The 24,233-nt window shown below is 55.5% G+C and carries 24 protein-coding genes; 22 read left to right on the top strand and 2 right to left on the bottom strand.

Annotated features, from left to right (window positions below; all coding sequences use genetic code 11):
• Window positions 1–242: 242 nt before the first annotated feature.
• From ICT70_RS07815 to ICT70_RS07885, 15 genes are all read left to right on the top strand, one after another.
• On the top strand, window positions 243–779 hold the full coding sequence (locus ICT70_RS07815; protein ID WP_191155245.1) for a hypothetical protein: 537 nt from the start codon (window positions 243–245) through the stop codon (window positions 777–779).
• A 558-nt stretch (window positions 780–1,337) separates the two neighbouring features.
• Entirely contained in the window at window positions 1,338–1,919 is a 582-nt protein-coding gene (locus tag ICT70_RS07820) for a PEP-CTERM sorting domain-containing protein (RefSeq protein WP_224746903.1), read from the top strand.
• Window positions 1,920–2,420: 501 nt separating this feature from the next.
• Complete coding sequence (locus tag ICT70_RS07825; protein WP_191155249.1) at window positions 2,421–2,600, top strand: CsbD family protein; 180 nt, start codon at window positions 2,421–2,423, stop codon at window positions 2,598–2,600.
• 33 nt (window positions 2,601–2,633) lie between these two features.
• Window positions 2,634–3,461: a BON domain-containing protein gene (locus ICT70_RS07830; RefSeq protein ID WP_191155251.1), complete on the top strand. Its 828-nt coding sequence runs from the start codon at window positions 2,634–2,636 to the stop codon at window positions 3,459–3,461.
• A 74-nt stretch (window positions 3,462–3,535) separates the two neighbouring features.
• Window positions 3,536–3,889, top strand: coding sequence for a hypothetical protein (locus ICT70_RS07835; RefSeq protein ID WP_191155253.1), 354 nt, complete (start codon window positions 3,536–3,538; stop codon window positions 3,887–3,889).
• A gap of 15 nt (window positions 3,890–3,904) precedes the next feature.
• Window positions 3,905–4,246, top strand: coding sequence for a phage holin family protein (locus tag ICT70_RS07840; protein ID WP_191155255.1), 342 nt, complete (start codon window positions 3,905–3,907; stop codon window positions 4,244–4,246).
• Window positions 4,247–4,277: 31 nt separating this feature from the next.
• Window positions 4,278–4,745, top strand: coding sequence for a hypothetical protein (locus ICT70_RS07845; protein ID WP_191155257.1), 468 nt, complete (start codon window positions 4,278–4,280; stop codon window positions 4,743–4,745).
• Window positions 4,746–4,798: 53 nt separating this feature from the next.
• On the top strand, window positions 4,799–5,113 hold the full coding sequence (locus ICT70_RS07850) for a hypothetical protein (RefSeq protein ID WP_191155259.1): 315 nt from the start codon (window positions 4,799–4,801) through the stop codon (window positions 5,111–5,113).
• Window positions 5,114–5,167: 54 nt separating this feature from the next.
• A complete protein-coding gene (locus ICT70_RS07855; protein ID WP_191155261.1) occupies window positions 5,168–5,398 on the top strand; it encodes a hypothetical protein in 231 nt (76 codons plus the stop codon).
• 65 nt (window positions 5,399–5,463) lie between these two features.
• Window positions 5,464–6,174, top strand: a complete 711-nt coding sequence (locus ICT70_RS07860) for a PRC-barrel domain-containing protein (RefSeq protein WP_191155263.1) — start codon at window positions 5,464–5,466, stop codon at window positions 6,172–6,174.
• A 12-nt stretch (window positions 6,175–6,186) separates the two neighbouring features.
• The gene (locus tag ICT70_RS07865) at window positions 6,187–7,404 is read left to right on the top strand and encodes an AI-2E family transporter (RefSeq protein WP_191155265.1); all 1,218 of its coding nucleotides are present in this window, start codon (window positions 6,187–6,189) and stop codon (window positions 7,402–7,404) included.
• 126 nt (window positions 7,405–7,530) lie between these two features.
• Window positions 7,531–16,071 (top strand): glycoside hydrolase family 94 protein, encoded by an 8,541-nt coding sequence (locus ICT70_RS07870; protein WP_191155355.1) that lies wholly within the window; start codon window positions 7,531–7,533, stop codon window positions 16,069–16,071.
• 425 nt (window positions 16,072–16,496) lie between these two features.
• Window positions 16,497–16,655 (top strand): DUF3309 family protein, encoded by a 159-nt coding sequence (locus tag ICT70_RS07875; protein WP_191155266.1) that lies wholly within the window; start codon window positions 16,497–16,499, stop codon window positions 16,653–16,655.
• A 200-nt stretch (window positions 16,656–16,855) separates the two neighbouring features.
• Complete coding sequence (locus ICT70_RS07880) at window positions 16,856–17,110, top strand: hypothetical protein (protein ID WP_224746904.1); 255 nt, start codon at window positions 16,856–16,858, stop codon at window positions 17,108–17,110.
• Window positions 17,111–17,212: 102 nt separating this feature from the next.
• On the top strand, window positions 17,213–17,797 hold the full coding sequence (locus ICT70_RS07885) for a chemotaxis protein CheB (RefSeq protein ID WP_191155270.1): 585 nt from the start codon (window positions 17,213–17,215) through the stop codon (window positions 17,795–17,797).
• A 68-nt stretch (window positions 17,798–17,865) separates the two neighbouring features.
• Here the strand turns inward: ICT70_RS07885 and ICT70_RS07890 are convergent, their stop codons facing one another.
• Together ICT70_RS07890 and ICT70_RS07895 are read right to left on the bottom strand one after the other, a co-directional pair.
• Window positions 17,866–19,293 carry a B12-binding domain-containing radical SAM protein gene (locus tag ICT70_RS07890; protein WP_191155272.1) on the bottom strand — a complete coding sequence of 476 codons (1,428 nt, stop codon included), beginning with the start codon at window positions 19,291–19,293 and terminating at the stop codon, window positions 17,866–17,868.
• A 95-nt stretch (window positions 19,294–19,388) separates the two neighbouring features.
• A complete protein-coding gene (locus ICT70_RS07895; protein ID WP_191155274.1) occupies window positions 19,389–20,135 on the bottom strand; it encodes a methyltransferase domain-containing protein in 747 nt (248 codons plus the stop codon).
• A 249-nt stretch (window positions 20,136–20,384) separates the two neighbouring features.
• On the opposite strand from ICT70_RS07895, the gene ICT70_RS07900 reads away from it, so the two are divergent.
• The 7 genes from ICT70_RS07900 to ICT70_RS07925 all read left to right on the top strand — a co-directional run bounded on the left by ICT70_RS07900 (window position 20,385) and on the right by ICT70_RS07925 (window position 24,224).
• Window positions 20,385–21,683, top strand: coding sequence for a DUF2254 domain-containing protein (locus ICT70_RS07900; protein WP_191155276.1), 1,299 nt, complete (start codon window positions 20,385–20,387; stop codon window positions 21,681–21,683).
• A 45-nt stretch (window positions 21,684–21,728) separates the two neighbouring features.
• Complete coding sequence (locus tag ICT70_RS15105; protein WP_272977231.1) at window positions 21,729–21,863, top strand: hypothetical protein; 135 nt, start codon at window positions 21,729–21,731, stop codon at window positions 21,861–21,863.
• A 78-nt stretch (window positions 21,864–21,941) separates the two neighbouring features.
• Window positions 21,942–22,313, top strand: coding sequence for a DUF4398 domain-containing protein (locus ICT70_RS07905; RefSeq protein ID WP_191155278.1), 372 nt, complete (start codon window positions 21,942–21,944; stop codon window positions 22,311–22,313).
• Between the two features lie 43 nt (window positions 22,314–22,356).
• Window positions 22,357–23,349, top strand: a complete 993-nt coding sequence (locus ICT70_RS07910) for an OmpA family protein (protein ID WP_191155280.1) — start codon at window positions 22,357–22,359, stop codon at window positions 23,347–23,349.
• Between the two features lie 184 nt (window positions 23,350–23,533).
• Window positions 23,534–23,728, top strand: coding sequence for a CsbD family protein (locus tag ICT70_RS07915; protein WP_191155282.1), 195 nt, complete (start codon window positions 23,534–23,536; stop codon window positions 23,726–23,728).
• Between the two features lie 14 nt (window positions 23,729–23,742).
• Entirely contained in the window at window positions 23,743–23,964 is a 222-nt protein-coding gene (locus ICT70_RS07920) for a DUF3185 domain-containing protein (protein WP_191155284.1), read from the top strand.
• Between the two features lie 110 nt (window positions 23,965–24,074).
• Window positions 24,075–24,224, top strand: a complete 150-nt coding sequence (locus ICT70_RS07925; RefSeq protein ID WP_191155286.1) for a lmo0937 family membrane protein — start codon at window positions 24,075–24,077, stop codon at window positions 24,222–24,224.
• Window positions 24,225–24,233 lie beyond the last annotated feature (9 nt).

Genomic DNA, 24,233 nt, shown 5'->3' on the forward strand with positions numbered 1-24,233 from the left:
CTTGCCACAATGAACATTGCCCGTTTTCCCATCAAAACCTTCACGGCAAGCCTTTCGTTCCTCCAGCGGAGCGCCGGCGATGTGCAGTAACTTTGACCATAGGAACTAGATTAAGAAAGGAGGTAATAGTTGCTCATCCCGGGTAACTACTTAGCTTGAAGCGAGAATACTAGAAGGATCAACAGAAAAATCCGAATAAACAGGATTTTTCGGACGATAACCCTAATAACAGGAGGTATTAAATGTCACGTTTACTTTTCATTTTCATGGTTTTTGGTTTACTTCTTCTGCCCTTTACCACCTTAGCCCAACAGAGCCGGGATTTCTCCCCATATAAGATGGGATCTCAAGAATTGACCCTGAGCGGATCCGGGGTGAGTGACAACGAATTTGATAAAACAAATTTAAGTCTTGATATCGGGTATGGCTATTTTTTCAATCAAAACTGGCAAGGGTTCATCCGTCAATCCCTGAACATTGTCGATCAACCCGGGGATAACGCATACAACGCTGCTACCAGAACGGGCGTTGATTACAACTTCAATATGGGCAACCTGCGCCCTTTCCTAGGTGCAACCATTGGTTACATTTACGGTGACGGCGTCAAAGACTCTTTCATCGCCGGTCCTGAAGGTGGCCTGAAGGCCTTTTTGAGCGAGTCCACTTTCCTGATTGTCGCCGTTGGTTATGACTTCATCTTCGAAGATGCCGATGAGGCCAATGACACATTTGATGAGGGTGTTTTCAATTACCGCCTCGGCCTTGGCTATCGGTTTTAATCCAACAACTTGAAAAATCTGCGAGGCGCATTTCCACCGCCTCGCAGATTTCACCACAGGCTTCCGATGCCAGGAAAAACCACGAAAAAGGGACAAGACTGCTACGCTAAAGTACGCAGCTACGTCCTCAACAATCAGCCTACACTGATATTCATCACTCTGGGCATTGGGCTTGGAGTGGGACTGCTGCTGGGGGCAAATTCTCAGCAAGATTCACCCGCCAGTCGCATTGTGCAAACGATTGTTAGCACGGTATCCCATAGTGCAACAGGATTTTTCCGTTGATGCCAATGGACACACAAAAAAAGCGGCCCCGATCAGCGGTCAATGATTCAATCCGGATTCTATCACATACGGCGGACCCGTCAGATACGACAGATCCAAGGTGTGGATTAAATCTGTTTGGCTGGTCACCCTCTCTTAAATTAATTACGTTATCAGCACGTTGCAGACCACGAAAGGGGATTCTACGACTGGCATGCGTATTGCCTTTAAGAAGGTCACAAATCAATCAAATGTGTTGATTGATGACTCTCACATAGCTGGATGGAGGAAAAAATGAAAAAACTGGTTCCCAAGATGTCGGCATTTTTGATGATGGCTACTTTCGGTATGTTTTTATTTGCCACAATAGTCAGTGCAGCCCCCATTGTTGGAGAAATTCAATTTGAAGGCTCATCACAACTAACGGATGGGGCCTATAACCCTGCCCAAACTTTTGCATCCGCAGAAGGATTAAAATTTGATGATGTAACAGTAAAGTTTTCCATTGGTGATTTTGCCGGCAATAATAGCGCAACGGCAACATACGAGGATTTTATCTTTGATTCTTTTGCTGGTCCCATAACCCCCTTGTGGTCTGTAGGAAAATTCAGCTTCAACCTGGAAACCCTTGAAATTGTTACACATACTACTGACTTCTTAGGATTAAAAGGATTGGGGATGTTGTCGGCAGATGGTTTTGACGATACAAAAGGCGCCTGGATTCTGTCATTACAAACAGTTTCCGGTTTAACAGGAATTACTTTTTCTGCCGCCTCTGCTGCTCCCGTTGCTGTTCCTGAGCCCGGCACTCTGCTCCTCCTCGGGTCGGGTATGGCCGGCTTGGCCCTGGCCCGTCGCCGCAGCGCGGGCAAGTAACACAAAAGAATACTATCATTATCTGTTCAGCACCGGATCGGGGTTCCCATGGCAAGGGACGCTTTTCGTCATCCCTGACCGCTTGTTGTCGCCGTTCATGGCGACCACCACCCGGACCACAGAAATCCCGACCCGGCGCAAGGACAGTGGTGAATAGGTACTATTATCAAATTAAAAGGCCTGGCATCTTCATTGGTGTCGGGCCTTTTAAATGTTCGCCTAAAAGCCTGTCGGACTAACCTTGCGTCCCCTTAGCAGCCCAAGCATAAATCTCTTCAATGAGTGGCAACCCGTGCCATCATATTTGGCGGTTATGTCAAATTCGATGGATGCTGCTGACGGAACGACCCCTCCCCTTCCTAGCTGAATTTTATTTTTCATAGTTAAATCAAGATATTGCCCGTTTCCTGCTCGAGGGTTTCCGACGGCATGGTTGTTGCGCTACTACCTCATAGCAGGCTGTCTGCGTAAACAACCAACCATGGTGAAAAGGAAACGACGATGAAATCCGGCAACAGAGATAAGGCCGAAGGAAAGCTGCACGAAATCAAAGGCAAAGTAAAAGAGCAAACCGGTAAACTCACTGGCAGTCCCAAGCTAAAAAGAGAAGGAACCGACGAGCAAATCGCCGGCAAAGTTCAGGGCGATGTCGGTGACATCAAAAAAGCTCTGGGAAAGTAACAATAACCGCTACAAGCGAAAAGGACATGAAAAATGAAAGTATCAACGACAAAGACGTTATTTCTTATCACTGCTGTAATGGGTTTTATGGTGTTCATTAGCCCGGCCTTCGCAGCAACAACAGATAGCACCATAGAGGAGGCAGTAAAAAATTCCTATACCTTCAAAACCTACCTCAAGGACGATGATGTCAGGATTCAGGCCAAAGAGGGGGTTGTCACTCTTACCGGAACAGTCGCTGACGAATCCAGCAAAAACCTTGCGGGGAATACGGTGACAAACCTCCCCGATGTCAAGGGCGTAGACAATAAATTGGAGTATAAGGGGGAATCGAGCCCGGATCTCTGGCTCAAAACAAAGGTAAAAAGCACACTGCTGTTTCATCGCAACGTCAGCGCAACCACTACTGTTGACGTCAAGAATGGCATCGTCACCCTGCGTGGGGAAGCAGACAATCAGGCGCAAAAAGAATTAACCGGTGAATACGCCATGGATATTGAAGGTGTCAAATCCGTCAACAACAAAATGACCGTAACCCCACTTACCAAAGAATCGCAAGCAACACGAGACGCCGCACTAAGTGACAGATCGGCAGACGCCAAAAAGACAGACGCCAGATCGATGGGCGACACCATAGACGACGCCTCCATTTCCGCCCTGGTCAATGCGACCCTGTTCAGCCACCGCTCGACCAGTGCGATTAAAACCACCGTCAAGACCACCGATGGTGTGGTGACCTTGAGTGGCATTGCCGGCAATGACGCCGAAAAATCTCTGGCCGGCAAACTGGCAAGTGACGTTAAGGGCGTCAAATCCGTCGACAACCAGATGACGGTGAGCGGCAAAATAACGTCAAAGTAATTCCTTGAATATTGAACCGACAGCGTTGCCGGCAAGCGCCTGCAACGCTGTCTTAAGTTTTTATGAGGTGGATCATGAGTAGTGATTATTCTGCTACCAAAGATACTGAAGACACGGCGCCAAAAGATTCCTGTCCGGACAAGCCCTGCGGCTGCGAGGGACTAAAACAATCTGTCGCCGATAGTTTGTGTCAGGCAGCAACTGCGCTGGAACAAACCGCATCAACGCATGACGGAGGATCTGGTCTTGCTGAGGTTGAACAACATGCAGCCCGGTGGCTGCATCATTCTGCCGACTATGTTCGACAATTCAGCTATGAGCATGAAGAAGCCAACCTGCGCAAACATATCAGCCACAATCCGGGGCGCAGTATGGTGATCGCAGGGGCCGCGGGACTGGTTCTCGGGATACTGTTACGCAAAATCTAATACGCGGTTTTTAAAATGGATAAGAACAAAGAAGACCGGGAACCGATCCTGCCACGGGCATCCTTCGGGGAGCTGCTTGGTCAGTTGGTCAACAACGCCGTGGCGGTATTGCGCGACGAAATTGCGCTGGTCATCCAGAATAGCAGAGAAAAAGCAGGAGCCGTTCGCCGGGCCTTGCTGTTGCTGGCACTGGGAACCATCATCAGCTTCGCCGCCTTCCTGTGTCTTTGCGCTGCACTCATTGTGGCGCTCACGTCCTTCATATCGCTGCAGTTGGCGGCACTGACGGTCGCAACGGTCCTTGCCCTGGGGGGTGTTTTAATCAGCTTCGTCGGCTATCGACTACTGAAGATATAGACAACAAAAAGTCCGGAGAGGATATGCCATCATGGAATACGCGCTTGAAAACACCAGTGAGTCAGTAACAACCGGGCGTAGCAGCGAAGAAATAAAGCAGGATCTTGCCGCGAAAGAAGAAAATTTTTCCCGCACCGTCGAGCAGCTGGGTGAACGCATCGAAGAGAAGCTGGATTGGCGTGGCCAGGTGAAGAAAACTCCTTTCTGGGCGGTGGGAATGGCTACCGGTCTGGGATTTTTTGCCGCCGGAATAGTGCTGCCTCGCGCCACGCCCATGGAACGCTTCCGGAAGTCCCTCAATTCATCAGTACGCGGTGCCCTGTACGGCCTTGCCGGACCGGGTCTGCTCAAAGTCACGCTGCTGGGTATCGCCGCACAAGCAGCTACTCATTGGCTCAACAATGTTCCAGCGGACGTCGCAGCTGCCGACAGTGACAGGGAACAGCCGTCAGGCCCACAGCCCGCGGGCACCGCCGCAGCGACAGATCGGGACGGGTAGCGTCTCAAAGGGAATTGGCACCACTCATCATTGCTCAAGCAAAAGGAGACACTATGCAAAGCAAAAACAACCAAGCCGGCAGCACAGCTGAAAACCGCTGGGAACAGGGCGCTGATGCCTACGGACAAGCCGAACAGGTAATCGGCGACGCTTATGACAAAACGACCGGAAAGGTCAGCGAAATCTACGAGAAGACCAGAAGCTATAGTGACAAAAATCCGGGCAAATCGCTATTGATCGCCTTAGGCATCGGCGTCGGGCTGGGTCTGTTGTTAGGCGCCGGTTCTCATCATCGTTCGCGCACCAACAGGATTGCCGAACCGGTAGTTAATGCCCTCTCCGACGTGGCCCTGGCATATTTCCGTTGAGACAAACAGCAAAACAGGAACGATGACAGGCTACACCACCACAAGGAGAGCTTGATGATGACCCTCTATCCTATCCAACTACTGTTGGCCGCATGCCTGATGTCACTACTGGTGCCTGCTGTAACCTTTGCCGCGCTGCCTGTCGACAATTTAACCGTCACTTTCGCCAACGGTTATGGCTTCGCTGGGGTACCGCTGCCCGATCCGGTCACCTTTTTGCTCTTTGTGACCGGGATCCTTGTCCTTTTACTAGTGAAGCGCCAACCGAAAAACACCGAGATTTGAGCCTCTTGATCATTTAACCGTGTCTTTTCGAAAACCCGGACGGAGACACCACATAAGGAGCCCATATGCTGAAGAATGCTGAACATCTTATCGGCTACACCCTGGAAAGCTGCGACGGAGAGATTGGTCAGGTCAAGGGGTTTCACTGCGACGATCAGCACTGGACGGTTCGCTACCTGGTTGCCGACATGGGCCACTGGTTCAGGGATCGGCAGATCCTCATCCCCCCCAGCGCGATCACCGGGGTGAATTTGAACATGCAAACCATCGACATCAATCTGACCAAACAGCAGATCGATGACATTCCCGCCCTGGTCCACGGCGAGACGGAGGCACGACAACTCCAGGATCCTCGTGATCCCCACCGCTGCAGTTCTCACAACCTGATCAGTAGCCATGTCCAGGGAACGGATGGAGACATTGGTCATATCGACGATTTTCTCATCGATCTCGACACCTGGGCGATCCGATATTTCATCATTGACACGCGCAAATGGTGGCTGGCGAAGAAGGTGATGTTGTCGTCTCTGTGGATCGAGCGGGTTAATTGGCTGGAGGCAAAAGTCTACGTCAATCTGGCCCGTGAAACCATGAAACATACGTCGCCATACACCGTTCTGGACCCCCTCAACTGCAGGCATGAGTCTCATCGGCAGCGGCGGCGGGAGGACTGGATCAAGGCCATGTCACATATTCTCGGCAAGAGTGACAACCGGGAATTATTAAAAACTCAACAAAATGATCACTGGCTAAGTGGGACGACGAACCAACAGTAAACGAAATACACCATGACCAACAACCCCAGGGCAGAGGCAACACCACCTTCATTCACTTTTTTAGTGTTTCTGGGCGCGTCGTTGTTTGTTTTTATCCAGTCATTTCGTTTGCTATCTCCCATTCTGCTGTCATTTCTGCTGGTAATGCTCATCGCTATGGCGGCCAATCCGATCATGTCACGGATGCGTCGGTTACCGGGTGGACGTAGAAGTGCAACGGGGCTGATGGTGGGCCTGCTGGTAATGGTTGTCGCCTTGACTGGCTGGGCTTTCTTCGGACCGATGAAGGACTCGATGACCAGGCTCTCGGAGCAGTTGCCCTCCTACTGGGAACGCCTGCAAAAGCCCCTGATAAAAATGGAACAGAAGGCAGAGCTCTCCGAGAAAAGACTCCAGGCCGAAGTCACCACGGAAATTTCCCAGACAGCGTCAAATCAGGGCAACTTCAAAACCGTGCAACAGATTGAGCAAGTCGCAGAACCTGAAGAGAAAGAAGCGAAAGAGGAAAAAAAAGAGACAGGATCAATTCGTTCCAGTTTGAGCGATATATTCCTTGGAGTAGCCGGCCGCTTCGCCAGGGTGGCGTTCAACGGGGCCCAGATCCTGGTCGTTCTGGTGACGGTCTTCTTTGGTACAACCTTTACCCTGATGAATCCACGGCCGATTTTTCGGGCGATGTTCACCCTGATGCCTGAGCACACGCATGAACAAACCCTGATCATCGTGCAACGGGTCGGCACCTTTATGCCGCGCTGGGCCGGAGCAACGCTGTTGGGGATGCTGACGGTTGGCCTGCTGGTTTTTCTGCTCATGTGGCCGATTTTTGGTTTGATGGACGCACTGGTTCTTGGCCTGATCGCCTTTCTTCTGGCAGCGATCCCATTTCTGGGGCCGATCCTCAGCGCTGTTCCGGCAGTCCTTCTCGCCCTCGGTCAGGGAGGCATGACCCCGCTGTGGGTCGTGCTGGCCTATATTGCGGTTCAGGCGGTGGAAGGTAACGTGATCACTCCATTCATTATGGCTCGAGGCATGAAAATTCATCCGTTGGCAGTGATCTTTTCCATGCTTTTGTGCGTTGCCGCCTTCGGTGTCCTGGGTGTCCTGGTTGCAGCACCACTGGTTGCCATCGTGAATATCTGCCATCAGGAACTTTACCGAAAGCGTTATCTGCCTTCGGCGACCGACACTGACCTGGATACGCTGGCAAAAAAAGCCTTGTTCGAAAACTAACTCAACCTTCCGGCCTGATGCCTGATGGCACGCAGAAAGAAAACCAGGGAGAATGTGATAGCGACGAAAACATCAAGATGTGCGGCTCGCACCCACCAGGTCCTGCGACCGGACCGGGAAACGGAGTTGCTGCGAACAGAACTGTTCAGCATGGAGCAACTCAAACGTCATGCTCTGACAATGGCGGGCCGGCATCGCATTGATCCGTCTCCGGGAGCCGATCGTCTGCTGCCACGCCTGACCGACAATGCCCAGGTGTTGCTGGCGGCGTATCAGGTTGTAACCGCCGCTACTCCAGACCAGCGGATGTCACCGGCAGAAGCGTGGCTGCTTGACAATTTTTATTTGATCGAACAGCAAATCGGCATGGCACGGCGGCATCTGCCCCGTGGCTACAGCCGGCAGCTACCCTGCTTGCTGGAGGACCCCTGCGCCGGTTTTCCGCGCATCTACGACATCGCATTGCAGCTGATATCGCACATGGATGGCCGTATCGATCAAGACAACACCACCCAGTTTCTTAGCGCTTATCAGCAAGCGATGCCATTAACAATCGGTGAATTGTGGGCCTTTCCGATTATGTTGCAGCTGGCATTACTGGAAAATCTCAGTCGTGTCGGTCTTCGGATTGCCCATCGGCGCGAGGATCTTGATGCGGCCATTACCTGGGCCGATCGCATGCTCACGGCAGCAGAGCGCGATCCGAAACAGCTGATCCGGTTGCTGGCTGAATTTGCCGATGCCGATGTGCCGCTCACCGCACCATTCGTTGAGGAATTTTACGCCCGCCTCCAGGCTCAGGGGTCGATGATGGCCTTTGTCCAAACCTGGGTCGAGCAGAAGCTGCTTGATCAGGGGGTGACGGCAGCCCAGCTGTCAGCTGCCGCCAGCCGCACCGCGGCCGCCAACCAGATTTCGATCGCCAACAGCATCGGCAGCCTGCGTTTCATCGACGCCATGGATTGGCGTGAGTTTGTCGAGTCGCTCAGTGTCGTCGAACAGACAATGATTGACGATCCGGCAGGCCTATATGCCGCCCAGGATTTTGCTACCCGCGATCGCTATCGGCACGTCATCGAAGACCTGGCGCGCAGCACTAACTGCAGTGAGCTGGAGATGGCCCGGGCCGCTATCGGTCTGGCCCAGGCAGCGGCCCGGCAGTCAAATGTCAGCGACCGCACCGCCCATGTCGGTTACTACCTCATTGATCAGGGCCGACCGCTCCTTGAACGGGCCGCCGGCTGTCGGTTGTCGTGGAAATGCCGGGTCGGCCGGGCAGGCAAGCAGCGCTGCCTTCTTCTCTATCTGAGTTCCATCCTGATGCTCACCCTGCTGGCGACCACAGGGGTGTTCGCCACGGGGGGGTTCGCCCTGGGGGACTGGCGAAGCTGGCTGTCGGCATTGCCCCTGATCGTCGGGTCCTCGGCCCTGGCGGCCGCGCTGGTCAATCTGCTGGTGACCCTCGTGCTGCCACCGCGCACCCTACCACGACTTGATTTTTCCAAAGGGATCCCGGACAACCATCGCACCATGGTCATCGTTCCCACCCTGATAGGCACAGCGCAGGACATCGACAATTTGCTCGAAGCCCTGGAAATCCGTTATCTCGGCAATCGCGATGCCAATCTCTATTTTGCCCTGCTGACCGATTTTCACGATGCGTCCGAACAAACACTGCCGCAAGATGACGCATTGCTTGTTTACGCGCGCCGCGCAGTCGAAGCGCTCAACGCAACCTATCAGGGGGATCGTTCGAGTCTCTTCTACCTGTTCCACCGACCACGGCAGTGGAACCCGATTGAACGGATATGGATGGGCTATGAGCGCAAGCGCGGCAAGCTCGAGCAGTTCAATGCCCGCCTGCGGGGTGAAGCACAGGACGCTTTCTCGGTGATCATCGGCGATCCAGCCCTATTCGGCTCGATCCGGTACGTTATTACCCTCGACACCGACACCCAACTGCCGCGCGATGCGGCCCATGCCCTGATCGGCAACCTGGCCCATCCCCTCAATCGACCGGTTTACGATGCCGGTAAGAAACGGATTGTCGAAGGCTTTGCGATTCTCCAGCCGCGCGCTTCGATCAGCCTGACCAGTGCCGGCCAATCGCGCTTCACCAAGTTGTTCGTGGGCGATGCAGGGCTGGACCCCTATACCCGTGAGGTGTCGGATGTCTACCAGGATATTTTCGGCGAAGGGTCATTCATCGGTAAAGGCATTTATGATGTTGACGCTTTTCGACAGGCCGTTGATGGGCGCTTTCCGGAGAATCTCGTCCTTAGTCACGACCTGCTGGAGGGGGGCTATGCCCGCTCGGCACTGGTAACCGACGTTGACCTGATTGAGGAGCATCCCGCCAGTTATGCCGGCGAGGCCAGCCGTCGCCACCGCTGGATTCGCGGTGATTGGCAGTTGGCCGGCTGGTTATTACCGCAGGTCCCTGGACCAAAAAGGGCCGATGGTGGCCAGGGACCACGCCAGCCCAACCCCCTGAGCGCATTGTCCGTGTGGAAGCTGTTCGACAACCTGCGCCGCAGCCTGGTGGCCCCGTCACTGCTGGCGCTGCTGATCGCCGGCTGGCTGCTGGGTCCGGGGTCGACATGGTTCTGGACCCTGCTGGTTGTAACGGTGGTATGCCTGCCGACCCTGCTGGCCATTGCTATTGAACTGATCCGCAAGCCACCTGACCGGGCCTGGCTGCTGCATCTGAATCTGACCGGCAGGTCTGTGAGTCGTCCGCTGTTACTGGCTTTGCTGACCCTCATCCTGCTCCCCTACGATACCTTAATCAATCTGGATGCGATCCGGCGTTCGGCGGGCCGCATGCTGTTCACCCGGCGCGGTTTGTTGCTCTGGCAACTGCCGTCCTATGGTCGGCGGAACAAGCGCCGTACGCCGGTCGATTTTTTCGTCGAAATGTGGGTCGGGCCATTACTGGCACTGCTGCTGGTGACGACACTGGTCTGGCTTGATGTGCCGGTCCAATGGCCGTTTGCTGCACCGCTGCTAATGCTGTGGCTGCTCTCACCCCTGGTCGGCTGGTGGATCAGCCGACCGCTGACAACGCCGAGCCCTGACCTGAGCGCCGCACAACAGACCTTTTTGCGCGCCTGCGCGCGACGCACCTGGCGTTATTTCGCTGACTTCGTCGGTCCCGAGGACAACTGGCTGCCGCCGGACAACGTCCAGGAATATCCGGTCGCCGTCATCGCCCGGCGAACCTCACCGACCAACATCGGTATGGGCCTGCTGGCCAACCTGAGCGCCTGCGATTTTGGTTTCATCAGCGTTGGCGAATGTCTGCGTTTGACCGAAAACACCTTGGCAACCATGGCCAGGCTGGAACGCTACCGCGGCCATTTTTACAACTGGTATGACACCCGGACCCTGAAGCCGTTATGGCCGCAATATATCTCTTCGGTGGACAGCGGCAATCTGGTCGGCAGCCTGCTCACCCTGCAGGCAGGACTGGCCGAGTTGAAGGATCAGCCGGTGTTCTCCAACCAGGTCTTTGTCGGCCTGCAGGACACCCTGGAGATACTGGCCGAGCATCTGCCTGCAGTGCCGGCCCCTGAACTGGAGATTAAGATCCGTACGCTCCGCAACAGGCTCGCCACCGCTATCCTGAATACGCCCCCAACGCCGGCTGCGGCGCTCGGTTTACTGGATGACATTGAGCGTCTGGGAGCAGAACTGCGGGCCTGGTTAACGATCAAGAAAGAGAGCACGGGCGAACTCACCTCCTGGGCGCAGAACTTCGAACGACAAGCCCGTGACCTGCGTACCGAAGTGGGCTCTTTGGTGCCTGAGGCACAGCGCTTCAATACCATCCCGAGGCTCTCGGAACTGGCAAACGGCGGACCTGCCGGGAGCGGGGGCACGTCGCCGGCCGCCGCCAAACGGCTCAAAGTCATCGACGATCTGGTCCAACGTTGCGGCGACCTGGCGGCGATGGAATTCGACTTTCTCTACAACAGCCCGCGGGGCCTGCTCAGCATCGGCTACGATGTCGGCGAACACCGCCGTGATCCGGCCTGTTACGATCTCCTGGCCTCCGAAGCACGCCTGGCCAGTTTTCTGCTCATCGCCGCCGGGCAGGTTCCCCAGAAGCATTGGTTCTCCCTTGGCCGGATGCTGACCAGTCAGGGCAGCAATGTCAGTCTGATTTCCTGGAGCGGTTCGATGTTCGAGTACCTGATGCCCCAGTTGATCATGCCGAGTTACCCCAGCACCTTGCTGGAGCAGACCTGCAAAGCCGCGGTAGCGCGCCAGATCGAATACGGTCGACAACGCTCTGTTCCCTGGGGCATTTCCGAGTCGTGCTATAACCTCACCGACATGCACCAGATCTATCAGTATCGCGCTTTTGGCGTACCGGGGCTCGGTTTCAAGCGCGGACTGGGCGAGGATCTGGTCATCGCTCCCTACGCCAGCGCCCTGGCGTTGACGGTGTTGCCGCAGGACGCCTGCCACAACCTGCAGACCCTGGCCAGTCATGGCTTTCAGGGCGGCTATGGGTTCTTTGAGGCGATCGATTACACCCCATCGCGGGTGCCGCGCGGGAAAAACCACGTCATTGTGCGCACCTTCATGTCTCATCATCTGGGGATGAGCCTGTTGGCCTTTGCCCATGTCCTGCAGGGGCAACCGATGCAGCGCCGCTTCATGTCTGACCCCAGCTTAAAAGCAACCGAACTGCTGCTCCAGGAACGAATTCCCAAACAGGTGACGACGCTGCACCCCCACGCCGCTGAAGTGAGCGCCACCGCCCATCCGGTCACAGAAACCGGTGATATCATGCGCGTCTTTACCAATCTGGACACGCCGACCCCGGAGATCCATCTGTTGTCCAATGGGAACTACCATGTCATGGCGACCCATGTCGGCGGTGGCTACAGTCGCTGGCGCAATCTGGCCGTTACCCGCTGGCGCGAAGATGCCACCTGCGATGGCTGGGGATCCTTTATTTACCTGCGCGACTGCGATACGGGGCGCTACTGGTCCAGTGCCTATCAACCAACGCGGCGCAGGGCCGACCATTATGAGGCGATCTTTGTCCAGGGGCGGGCTGAATACCGGCGCCGCGACCTGGGGATTGACACCCACACCGAAATCGCTGTCTCTCCTGAGGATGATGTCGAGATTCGCCGCGTCACCCTCACCAACCAGTCGTCGCGGCTTCGCCATATCGAGCTGACCAGTTATGCTGAGATTGTGTTGGCTCCACTGAACTCCGACCTGGCCCATCGCACCTTCAGCAATCTGTTTGTGCAAACCGAAATCCTGCCTGAACGTCAGGCGATCCTTTGCACCCGCCGCGCCCGTACACCGGGAGAGCAGACCCCCTGGATGTTCCACCTGCTGTCGGCACCGGGAGCCGTTAGCGACGAGCCCTCTTTTGAAACCGATCGCTCTAAGTTTGTCGGGCGCGGACGAACCACGGCTAACCCGCTGGCCGTTGCCGGCCAAGAGCGCCGTTCACGGCTGTCAAATACGGCGGGTCCGGTCCTCGACCCGATCGTCGCAATCCGTCGCACCCTGACCCTGGCCCCTGACGAATCAGTCACCGTGCAGATCATCTCCGGGGTCGCAGACACGCGTGAGACCGCCCTGGCGTTGCTGGATGAGTATTGTGATCGTCACTTTGTTGAGCGCGCCTTTGAGATGGCCTGGTTTCAGAGCCAGGAAGTGCTACGCCGGCTGGGGGTCAGCGAAGCCGAGGCTCAGCGCTATGGCCGACTGGCGACCTCGATCGTCTTCAGCAATGCCTTGCGCCGCGCCCCGGCGGAGGTTATTGCCCGCAATCGCTTGGGCCAGTCAGGACTGTGGCGTTTTGCCATCTCCGGCGACCTGCCGATCATCCTGCTCATCATCGGCGACCTAAGCCGGATCGACCTGGTCAAACAGGTGCTGCAAGCCCACGCCTATTGGCGGATGAAAGGACTGGCGGCCGATCTGGTGATTGTCAATGAAGATTTTTCCACCTACCGGGCGGAACTGCAAGACCAGATCATGAGGATGATCAATACCGGTGCTGAGGCTCAGATGCTGAATCAACCGGGCGGGATCTTCGTGCGCAGCGCCGAGGAACTCTCGGAGGACGAGCGGGTGTTGCTGCAGACGGTCGCTCGGGTGGTCTACCGCGACAGCGTCCCCACCCTGATCGAGCAGGTAGAACGACGCCTTTCGCCGGATCGGCAGTCAGATCGTCTGGAACCGGTGCAGCAACCAGTGGCGGAGCAGATTCAACCCCTGTTGCCCCGTGAGCGCATTTTCAGCAACGGTCTGGGCGGGTTCACCCCCGATGGGCACGAGTATGTCGTTACCCTTGAGCCGGGGCAGAACACCCCGGCACCGTGGGCCAACGTCATCGCCAGCCCGCATATCGGCACCGTGGTCAGCGAGTGCGGCAGCGCCTACACCTGGGTCGACAATGCCCACGAGTTCCGCCTGACTAACTGGCACAACGATCCCTTAAGCGACACCAGCGGCGAGGCCCTCTATATTCGCGACGACGCGACCGGGGCCTTCTGGTCACCGACGCAGCTCCCCACTCCCGGGCGCAACGGCTATGTCTGCCGCCACGGTTTTGGCTACAGTGTGTTCGAACATCTCGAGGCCGGTATCGCCTCGGAACTGTTCACCTACGTCGCCATGGATGCACCGGTCAAGTTCCTGGTCATCAAGTTACGCAACCAGTCGCGACGCCCGCGCAGCTTGTCGTTGACCGGCTATTGGGAACTGGTGCTCGGTGAATGGCGTCACGCCAACCTGATGCACATCGTCACCGAAATTGATCCCCACAGCGGGGCGCTGTTGGCCCGCAACGCCTATGGCCGCGAATGTGCCAATCGGGTCGTTTTTGCCCAGGTCAGCGAGCCGGAGCGCAGGGTGAGTGGCAACCGCAGCGAGTTCATCGGCCGCAACGGCTCACTGTCCAGTCCGGCAGCGATGGAACGCCGGCGCTTGTCGAACCGAACCGGTGCAGGGCTCGATCCGTGCGCCGCGGTGCAAACCCGGATGACGCTGGCCGAAGGGCAAGAGCGCGAAATCGTGTTCATCTTTGGCGCCGCAGCCAATGTCGACCAGGCTCGCCAACTGATCCGGCAATTCAGCGGCACGGGCGGCGCCCGGTTGGCGCTGGAGGCAGTATGGGAGCACTGGAATCACACTCTGGGCGCGGTCCAGGTCGAGACACCTGACCCGGCGCTGGATGTGATCACCAACGGCTGGCTGGTGTACCAGACCATCTCCTGCCGACTCTGGGCGCGCAGCGGCTATTACCAGTCCGGCGGCGCCTACGGCTTTCGCGATCAACTACAGGACACCATGGCCCTGCTTCATACCACTCCCCGGCTGGCCCGCGAACAATTGTTGCTGTGCGCCTCACGCCAGTTCCCCCAGGGAGACGTGCAACATTGGTGGCACCCACCAAACGGCCAAGGGGTGCGCACCCATTTCTCCGATGACTATCTGTGGCTCCCTTATGCCACCTGTCGCTACGTACAGACGACCGGCGATACCGGCATCCTCGACGAGGTCGTCCCGTTCCTTGAAGGTCGGCTGCTGGGTCCCGAAGAAGAGGCCTACTACGACCAGCCGCAACGGTCAAGCGAGGTGGCCACCCTCTATGAACATTGTGCGCGCGCCATCAACCACGGCTTACGCTTTGGCGAGCATCAATTACCACTGATGGGTTGTGGCGACTGGAATGACGGGATGAATCTGGTCGGCCATCAGGGCAAGGGCGAGAGCGTGTGGCTGGCGTGGTTCCTGTACGAGAACCTGAACCTGTTTACCACTCTGGCGCGGGCCCACAATGACCCGGATTTTGCCGACCTCTGCAGCGAGCAGGCAGCGCAGCTGCGCAGCAGCATCGAAACCCATGCCTGGGATGGGGCCTGGTACCGACGCGCCTGGTTTGACGACGGCACCCCGTTAGGATCCTCCCACAACGACGAATGTCAGATCGATTCGATCAGCCAGAGTTGGGCGGTCCTCTCCGGCGGCGGCGATCCCGGCCGCGCCCGCCAGGCGATGGCGGCCCTGGACCAGAGGCTGGTGCGGCGCGATGCGCAGCTCATTCAACTGCTCACCCCCCCCTTCGATCAATCCGCCTTGGAACCGGGCTACATCAAAGGTTATGTCCCCGGGGTACGCGAAAACGGCGGTCAATATACCCATGCTGCCATCTGGGCGACGATGGCATTTGCCCTGCTGGGCGACCGTCAACGCGCCTGGGAATTATACGCCATGCTCAATCCCGTCAACCATGGCAGCGACCTCCAGGCGATGAAACGTTACCAGGTCGAGCCCTACGTCATGTGCGCCGACATTTACGCTGTCCCCCCCCACACCGGGCGCGGCGGCTGGACCTGGTACACCGGAGCCTCGGGCTGGATGTATCGACTGACCCTGGAAACCCTGATCGGTCTGCAGCTGGAGGTGAACCGGTTGCGGATTACCCCCTGCATCCCGGCTCACTGGCCGGCGTACAGCGTCCGCTACCGCTATCGTGAGACCATGTACCATCTCACGATCAGTAATGCTGATGACACGACGTCGCTGTTGCAACGCATCACTCTCGACGGGGTTGTCATCGAGGGCACGACAATCCCGCTGGTGGATGATCGTCGCAACCATCAGGTTGAGGTGGTTTTGGGCTAAGACTGAACGTGTGCGGCTCACTTTGGAGGGTCAAATGAACGGAAAAAAATCGCCACGGGGTCCAAAGAATTTGCCGAGAGCTTCATCGACACCGAACGGGAACCCCTGATCGTCCTCGATAACGACTTGCGCGTGATCGCACGCCAGCCGCTCCTGCTACGAGGTGCTCAAGGTGAAACCGGCGGCGACCCTGTTTGCGGAGATCTTTGACCAGCATCAATAGATGCGTCTGCAACTTCCGCCATATCTGACAGCTCTACTAACTATGACGGTGGCGTCCGCCGGGCTCACCAACAACTCTCCTCTGATCTCTTTTTTTCTTATCAATTTCAGGTTGTTGCGAAGCCTATGAGGTTGGTCAGCATGGGCATGCTTGTTGCTCATTAAAGCTCTGCATCCACACCAACCATCTAGGGAGAGACATCATGGGAATAGGAACAATTTTATTGATCATACTGGTTTTACTGCTGATCGGTGCCTTGCCAACCTGGGGTTACAGCAGAAGTTGGGGAGCCATTCCCAGTGGCGGCATTGGATTGGTGCTGTTAATTGTGATTATCCTGGTGGTCAGCGGACGAATCTAAAATGATCATGAAGTAGTCGAAATCGAAATCGGGATCGCTATCGCTATCGCTATCGAAATCGGGATCGAAATCGTAGCTTTCTCTTCAGCCACGATTTCGATCCCGATAATGATTTCGATTTGGATGAAGTACAGCCATACGCGAATTCCGCGCGGAGCATAAAAACCAACACCAAAAAGAACCAGATGGAGACAGCCAAAATGTACCAACTACCGAAGCTCAAATATGACTACGATGCGCCGGCACCGGTGATATCAGAAGACCTCTTACGGCTGCACCACGACAAACGCCACGCGGCTTACGTCAATGGCGCGAACACCATCCTCCAGATGATGAATAAGTCCCGGGAAGACCAGGCCGACGTTGACACCAGGGCGACCTTCCAGGAACTTTCCTTTCATATCGGCGGGCACCTGCTGCATTCGCTGCTCTGGGAACATCAACAAACGGCGTGAAGATCTTCTCAGGCAATAATTTCAGGAATCAGATCACCAAAACACGCCCGAGGCAGTCCCAGCTTGCGCAAAAGACCCCCTTGTCCGACGGAGTAGAGGTAAATGAAAACCAGAACTACTTCAAAAGACTACCCTATCGTTTGTGTCGGCGGCTCAGCTGGTGGCCTTGATGCGTACATCCGTTTATTAAAGCATCTGCCGGCCGATATGGGCGTTGCCATTGTCATCGTCAATCACCTAAGAAGCGTCGCCACCCGTCTTCACCAGATTCTGCCGCGCTACACCACGATGCCGGTGGAGCTGATCACAGAAAAGCTGGACATCGAACCCAACCATGTATTCGTCATCCCGGAAAAACGGGATTTACACGTTCTTAATGGAGAATTTCGGCTCACGTCAATATCAAAGCCGAGGGGATGGCCCGACGTGATTACCGTTTTTATGCGCTCCTTGACCCGGAACTGGGATGGCAAACTGATTGCCGTCATTGTCTCCGGCCTTGATGGCGATGGAGCCGCAGCCTTGCCCGGCATCAAAGAGGTCGGCGGCATTACCTTTGCGCAGAAACCTGACACTGCCAGAGAACCGGATATGCCTGAGAGCGCAATCGCCAGCGGATATATCGATTTCATCCTTTCCCCTAAGGATATCGCCAACGAAATTGTCCGTATTGCCCATCAAGAGTGAAGGACGTGCTTTTATTGGCAATCTCGATAAGGGTGTGTTGACGTTCATGCTAAAGGACTAAACCGGCATCAGATATCCATACCCATCATCCTCAACACGCGCCTGATGGTGCCGGTATGCTTCCACAGCGGGGGGCGCAGGCCGAGGGCGTGGCTGATGCGGTGGATTTTCGGTAGCAAGGGGTGACCCATAGCAGCCATGTTGATGAAGTTCATCTGCCTGCTCATGGCCTTTTTCAGTTCCCGATCCAGCCACTGGGCATCCACCTCCGGTGAGAGATAGAAGCGTGGCGCTAACAACTCCTGCGCCGGGAGTGAGAGCAGCCCCTGGGTTCGGGCGATAGTCTCCAGTTCTGTTCCAGGGTAGATGCGCAGGCCGACATTGAAGAAGGCCACGTCCTTGGGACGGATATGTCTTGTGGCAAACTGCAACGTTTCCCGGACCGTTTCCGGCGTCTCCCCCGGTCCCCCGAAGAGGAAGACCCAGGCACAGGGGATGCGGTGCCGAGCCACCACGGCGGCAGCATGATGCACATCGCGACTGCTGAACCCTTTGCGCAACCCCTGCAGCACCGGGTCGGAAGCGCTCTCCAGGGTAATGCCCATGCCGACAAAGCCGGCCTGCTCCATCGCCGTCAACAACCCATCGTCAAAATCACGAGGATTCATCTCCAGACATTGAAGCCGGGCCCCATGCCTGACCTGGGACAAAGCAGAACAGATCGCCATGGCATGCTCCAGCGGCGCATTGAACACACTGTCGACAATCTCGATATCGCGTAGCCCGGCGGTTGCAAAACCCACGATGGCAGCAACGATACTGGCGGGGTCCTTCAAACGACAGCTGCTCCCCTCGATTTTCGGGTAGGTGCAGTAAACGCAGTTGTACTGACAACCGATCTTGGTCTGGATCGGGACGGTGGCCATCTGCGCGCGATAGCACGGGATATTCAGCCAACGCCGATAGTCCGGCGCCGGGCAGAGGGTCGAAAACCCCGCCGTAAGGAAACGGTTCAAGCGAAACGTGCCCTGTTCGATCCAGGCGATACCGGGCAGATCGGCAAAATCTTCTTTGCGCGAGAGGCGGTCAAGGAGTTGAGGAAAGACCAGCTCACCGTCGCCGATCACCGCGATGCAATCCGGCACCAGGCGCAGGATCTGCTCAGGCATGATCCCGAGCGCTGCCCCTCCGAGGATGATGGGGACACCGGTTGTGCTGCGAACCCTCTGGACGATACTCGGCAGGCCGTCGATGAAGAACTGCGGGTTGCGCATGTCCACATTGTCGATATTGCGGACCGAAAGTGCCACAACATCGGGCTGTAGGCGGGCCAATTCAGCCTGGATATCCGCCGCAGGATCGCTGCTGAACATCAGGTCCAGCACAAAAACGGTATGTCCCGCTTGCTCCGCAGCCTGAGCAACGATGCAGGCACCGATCGGCATCACGGGCACGGGCAGATTATTACGGTTGGTACTGATCAGCAGGATGTTCATAGGTTGGGAATCATATACCGCATTTTTGCTGCGTTCAACGACAACCCCTGTGGCTGCCGGGGTGAAAGGATATTCGGCTGACTCATGGGTCGCCCCTACCGCAGCGGGGGTTCCCGGGTTGAATAAGCCAGCACCAGCCGAGCCGGACAGGTCGCAATGACCTTGATCGAACGGTCAGGGAAATTCTGTTGCAGAAAGCTCTGGAGTTCTTCCGGCAGGAACGCCCTCCTGATGGACAGCCGCCCATCATAGAAATGATAACTTCCCCGAGTCAACAGTGCACTGAAAAGCGTAAAACCCAAATAGGCCCAACGCGACCGTTTGAGATCATTCATCACAAAGGCAATCCGCGTCCGGGGCAGGATACTGTCCAGGAACGCTTTGATCTCGTGCCAGCCCAGGTGATGCAGGAGGTGGTTGGAAAACACAAAATCAAAGGCCTCCAGGCAGTGCAACGCGCGCGCATCACCTTCGACGATACTGATTTCGGGATAATCGCGAATGGCCTGGTAGGCAAGAGAGAGTGACTTTCTGTCATTGTCGAGCGCCGTGATCTTAAGCTTCAACCCCCTTCGCCGCGCTTCGCAGGCAGCCCAGATTGACATATCGCAACCGCCGGCACCGACATCCAGCAGGGTATATTCAGATTCCGGATTCTGCGACATGATCCGGAAAAAATGTTCACGCATCAATCTCCTGCTCCCGCTGAGCAGATAGTTGATGGTTTTGAATTGCCGGATGGTCCTTCCTATCCGTTCCATATCGGCGTCAGCTAGTTCCAGCCGTTCTTTGTCGGAGGTATTTCTTTTGCTTAGGTCGGGAAAGAAATAGTCTCTCATCATTAAGCCTCAACTAAGGGTTGTCGGAAACTCTACCATATTTTGGTCCTCATATTCAGGTCCGGGAAACCTTCGGTTTGACGCCGTCAGACTAAAGAAGACGGCAGGTGGAATGACGGTGCTCCCGGCAGCCGAATTGATTGTGTTGTTGTTTCAACTGAAAGCTTTGGGCGGTAATTTTATTTGGTAGTGGACCTGTTATAGTTGTTGTGTGACGGCATACTCGCTGAAAGACTCCAGGGAGGACCAAGCATGTGGGATTACTTGAGTTTCATCATCAAACACCTGCGTGAGCGCTTATGGATCAAGCCGCTCATCGTCTGTGTACTATCCATTGGGGCCGTTTTACTTGCCAACCTTATTGACCTGACCGAACTTGGCCGCTCGTTGCCGGAGATCACGAAAGAATCAACCGAAGCCTTGCTTAAGATCATGGCGTCGAGCATGCTGGTAATGGCCACGTTCGCCGTGGCTTCAATGGTGGCCGCTTATGGGGCAGCAAGCCGCTCTGCAACTCCGCGCTCTTTTCCACTGATTATCGCCGATGACCTCTCGCAGAATGCCCTCTCAGCGTTCATCGGCGCGTTTATCTACAGCGTGGTCGCTCTCGTTGCGCTAATGAACGGGTTTTATGGCGGAAAAGGAAGCCTTTTTATCCTGTTCTCCCTGACAATCATTGCGCTCACAGTCATCATTATTACATTCATCCGCTGGGTCGATAATATCGCCCGTCTCGGTCGGGTGGAACATTCCATCGACAAGGTGGAAGCAACAACCGCTGCAGCGATTCTGATGCGCCAATCTGCTCCGCGCCTCGGGGGCGTCGCGGTGGAGGGTCCCCCGGATGGAGGTCAGGCGGTCTTCGGAAACGCCATCGGTTACGTCCAGCGGGTTGATACCAAGAAGCTGCAGGCACGCGCGGTTGAGTTACAACTGAAAATTGTTGTGGCGGCGCTACCCGGCACCTTTTGCACGCCAACACGACCGGTTGCATGGGTCATCCAGCAAGGGCCGGGCAAGGTTTCCGACGAAGACGCCGGCATCATCGCTGATACATTCGTGATTGGCAGGTCGAGGGTCTTTGAACAGGATCCACGCTTCGGACTGCTGGTTCTTTCGGAAATCGCCAGTCGCGCGCTTTCACCTGCGGTTAACGATCCCGGTACCGCTATCATTGTCACAGGCACTTTTGTCCGTCTGTTCGTTCTGTGGGACGAGTGTGATAAGTTGGAAGGGTCTACCAAGGTCCTTTTCGATCGCATTGCGGTGCCGGAATTGTCCATGGTCGACATGTTTGATGATGCTTTTACCGCAATCGCCCGCGATGGCGCGGCCGTGGTCGAAGTGGTAGTACGGTTGCTCAAGGCCCTCGAAGCACTTGCCGTGATCGATAACCGTGCGCTACGCGACAATGCCCTGCGACACGCCCGTCTCCTTCTGGTTCGCGCCGAGCTATCACTGCAGGCTCCCGACGATCTCAGAAGGGTACGAGAGGCGGCCGGGTTTGCCGTGCAGCCTTCAGTGAAGTGGATATCCAGAACATCAAAGTAACACAGGAGTAACTCTTCGCCAGGGTACATCCTTAACCCGCCACATATGACAGTTGCACCAAGTTTGACGGGTGGCCCTGACGGCTACCATCGCACCGACACCTCCAACCGGCACGTTACCCTTAATAATCAGCAGGTTCCTTCGCCGGTCCCCGGCGGCATGCTTATTGCCATTCAATAAGACAGACAATTGTGTGCGCACGAGACGTTTTTCCATTTGGAAACACTCAAAAACGCAAATGAAACAGGAGAAGAGATAATGAGAATGAAAACCTTGAGATTGATTAAGGCGTGTCTGGTCACGTTGTTCATTGTTGTTCTGGCCGGCTGTGCTGTCCAGGTACCTGCCCCGGAAAAGGAGGTTACCCTGGCTACCCAGTCGATCGTCCAGGCGGAAAGCTCCGGCGCTGTTGAGTTCGCCCCGCTGGAGCTTCAAGCGGCTCGGGACAAACTGAATCAGGCCAAACTTGCCATGGACAAAAAAGAGCATGTTGTCGCCCGCAGGCTGGCCGATGAAGCCATGGTCGATGCGAACCTGGCAGAGGCCAAAGCGCGTTCGGCCAAGTCACAAAAGGTCGTAGAGGAATTAAAGGAAAGCATCCGAATTTTACAACAAGAGATGAACCGTTAGACCAGTACCTGATTTATTGCCACTTATTTTAAAGGAGAACACCATGAAGTTATTTTCATCGCCCTTGATGCTGCTGCTCGGGGTGCCTGTCGTTAGTATGCTGATGTTTGGTTGCAGCACGACTGTGCCGGAAAACGCCTTACTTGAACAAGCCCGATCAGCGTTTGCTCAAGCCCAGAGCGACCCTGATGTACAGAAGAATGCGTCACTTGAGCTGCAAAAAGCAAAAATAGACCTGGATCAGGCGGTCCAGGCGCTGGCAGAGGGAGCCGAAACGCCGAAAGTCGAACACTTCGCCTATCTAGCCAAGCAACGTACCGCCATCGCCCGTGAAGTCACCAATGTAAAACTGGCGGAGCAGGCACTGGATGCGGCCAGCGCAGAGCGCAACGCCGTCCTGTTACAAGCCCGCACCCGGGAAGCGGAGCAGGCACAGAAACTGGCCGAAGCAGAAAAAAAGAAAGCCATGACCGCCGCTGAACAGGCCGATTCTGCCCGTATGCAGGCTATCGCCGCTCGTGAGCAAGCCGACGCATCACGTCTGCAGGTTGGAGCGATGTCCGCCGAAGCGGAAAAAACCAGGGCAGAAGCGTTGGTGTCCGCCGAACAGCGAAAAAAACTGGAGGCACAAATCGCTGAGCTCGAGGCCAAAAAATCGGAACGAGGCCTGGTCATCACTCTGGGTGATGTTCTGTTCGACATCAATAAAAGCGAGCTGCGTTCAGGAACCCAGTACACCATCGACAAACTCGCTGCCTTTCTGGCCGAATACCCGAAACGCAATGTCTTGATCGAAGGGTTTACCGATAGTACCGGCACCGCTGAATACAACAAAGGTCTCTCCGAACGACGTGCTGATGCGGTACGCAATGCCCTCACAACCCGAGGTGTTGATTCACGTCGGCTCAAGATCCGCGGTTATGGCATTGATTTTCCTGTTGCCGGCAACGAATCGGCCGCAGGACGGCAGCGTAACCGGCGGGTTGAGGTCATCATTTCGGATGAAGATGGACACATCCTCGAACGAAAATACTAAAGCAACCGAAGGGGTTGATCGCCATGAAATGTTACCAAACCGGCAAGGTCGAATTCAAACCTTTTGGCTGGTGTGAAATGAACAAGAATCAACCACTGATCCGCCGGGGCAGAATGCCGGATCCCGCTTCGGACACCTACTGTTTCCGGACGGAAGCCAATCAGGTTCGACATAGGGAGAGCACATGAAGTCAGGCAACAGGGATCAACTGGAAGGCATGTTACACGAGATGAGGGGCAGGATCAGGGAGGCGATCGGAAAAATTACCCACAATCCCGAACTCATGTCCGCGGGCAAATCGGAGCATATCATCGGCCGGATACAAGGAAATATCGGGCAGATCAATGCCATGTTGCTTCCGGGATACAAGGAACAATAAGGAGAAGGTTACACATGAAAACACCTGTTTTATTAGGAATCATTCTCATTGTCATCGCAGTTGTTGCTTTTGCTTATCAGGGCATCAGCTATACATCCAGAGAAAAAGTGATTGATCTCGGGCCACTGCAAATGTCCGCGGATCGGACAAGAACAATACCTTTACCCCCGATTGTCGGAGGGGTAGCACTTGTAGGTGGCATTATATTGCTGGTTGTCGGCAATAAAAAAAGCTGAAAAACGGTTGCGGTTCCCGGCACCACATCTGTACGTCAGCAAGGCCATTTTTTTTAGCTTTTCGCATAACAACTCAACAGTGGCGATAAAAAGCCAGAAAGGAAAATCTCATGCTATGGACCATAGCCGTCATCATGATCGTACTTTGGCTTCTGGGACTGGTGAGCAGTTACACCATGGGGGGATTTATCCACATCCTGCTGGTCGTTGCCCTGATCCTCGTGGTGCTCAATGTCATTCAGGGCAGAGGTCGTATTTAAGTTTCCGGT

The sequence above is a fragment of the Pelovirga terrestris genome, assembly GCF_014773365.1.
GTDB classification, from domain to species: Bacteria; Desulfobacterota; Desulfuromonadia; order Desulfuromonadales; family Geopsychrobacteraceae; genus Pelovirga; species Pelovirga terrestris.

Bases quoted from the DNA above. Each gene is read 5' to 3' on its own strand.
- ICT70_RS07920 (WP_191155284.1), top strand. From the start codon at position 23,743: ATGAAAACACCTGTTTTATTAGGAATCATTCTCATTGTCATCGCAGTT.
- ICT70_RS07855 (WP_191155261.1), top strand. From the start codon at position 5,168: ATGATGACCCTCTATCCTATCCAACTACTGTTGGCCGCATGCCTGATG.
- ICT70_RS07885 (WP_191155270.1), top strand. From the start codon at position 17,213: ATGAAAACCAGAACTACTTCAAAAGACTACCCTATCGTTTGTGTCGGC.
- ICT70_RS07860 (WP_191155263.1), top strand. From the start codon at position 5,464: ATGCTGAAGAATGCTGAACATCTTATCGGCTACACCCTGGAAAGCTGC.
- ICT70_RS07895 (WP_191155274.1), bottom strand. From the start codon at position 20,135: ATGATGAGAGACTATTTCTTTCCCGACCTAAGCAAAAGAAATACCTCC.
- ICT70_RS07915 (WP_191155282.1), top strand. From the start codon at position 23,534: ATGAAGTCAGGCAACAGGGATCAACTGGAAGGCATGTTACACGAGATG.
- ICT70_RS07890 (WP_191155272.1), bottom strand. From the start codon at position 19,293: ATGAACATCCTGCTGATCAGTACCAACCGTAATAATCTGCCCGTGCCC.
- ICT70_RS07830 (WP_191155251.1), top strand. From the start codon at position 2,634: ATGAAAGTATCAACGACAAAGACGTTATTTCTTATCACTGCTGTAATG.
- ICT70_RS07845 (WP_191155257.1), top strand. From the start codon at position 4,278: ATGGAATACGCGCTTGAAAACACCAGTGAGTCAGTAACAACCGGGCGT.
- ICT70_RS07875 (WP_191155266.1), top strand. From the start codon at position 16,497: ATGGGAATAGGAACAATTTTATTGATCATACTGGTTTTACTGCTGATC.
- ICT70_RS07850 (WP_191155259.1), top strand. From the start codon at position 4,799: ATGCAAAGCAAAAACAACCAAGCCGGCAGCACAGCTGAAAACCGCTGG.
- ICT70_RS07900 (WP_191155276.1), top strand. From the start codon at position 20,385: ATGTGGGATTACTTGAGTTTCATCATCAAACACCTGCGTGAGCGCTTA.
- ICT70_RS07815 (WP_191155245.1), top strand. From the start codon at position 243: ATGTCACGTTTACTTTTCATTTTCATGGTTTTTGGTTTACTTCTTCTG.
- ICT70_RS07905 (WP_191155278.1), top strand. From the start codon at position 21,942: ATGAGAATGAAAACCTTGAGATTGATTAAGGCGTGTCTGGTCACGTTG.
- ICT70_RS07835 (WP_191155253.1), top strand. From the start codon at position 3,536: ATGAGTAGTGATTATTCTGCTACCAAAGATACTGAAGACACGGCGCCA.
- ICT70_RS07880 (WP_224746904.1), top strand. From the start codon at position 16,856: ATGTACCAACTACCGAAGCTCAAATATGACTACGATGCGCCGGCACCG.
- ICT70_RS07820 (WP_224746903.1), top strand. From the start codon at position 1,338: ATGAAAAAACTGGTTCCCAAGATGTCGGCATTTTTGATGATGGCTACT.
- ICT70_RS07925 (WP_191155286.1), top strand. From the start codon at position 24,075: ATGCTATGGACCATAGCCGTCATCATGATCGTACTTTGGCTTCTGGGA.
- ICT70_RS07865 (WP_191155265.1), top strand. From the start codon at position 6,187: ATGACCAACAACCCCAGGGCAGAGGCAACACCACCTTCATTCACTTTT.
- ICT70_RS07840 (WP_191155255.1), top strand. From the start codon at position 3,905: ATGGATAAGAACAAAGAAGACCGGGAACCGATCCTGCCACGGGCATCC.
- ICT70_RS15105 (WP_272977231.1), top strand. From the start codon at position 21,729: ATGACAGTTGCACCAAGTTTGACGGGTGGCCCTGACGGCTACCATCGC.
- ICT70_RS07825 (WP_191155249.1), top strand. From the start codon at position 2,421: ATGAAATCCGGCAACAGAGATAAGGCCGAAGGAAAGCTGCACGAAATC.
- ICT70_RS07910 (WP_191155280.1), top strand. From the start codon at position 22,357: ATGAAGTTATTTTCATCGCCCTTGATGCTGCTGCTCGGGGTGCCTGTC.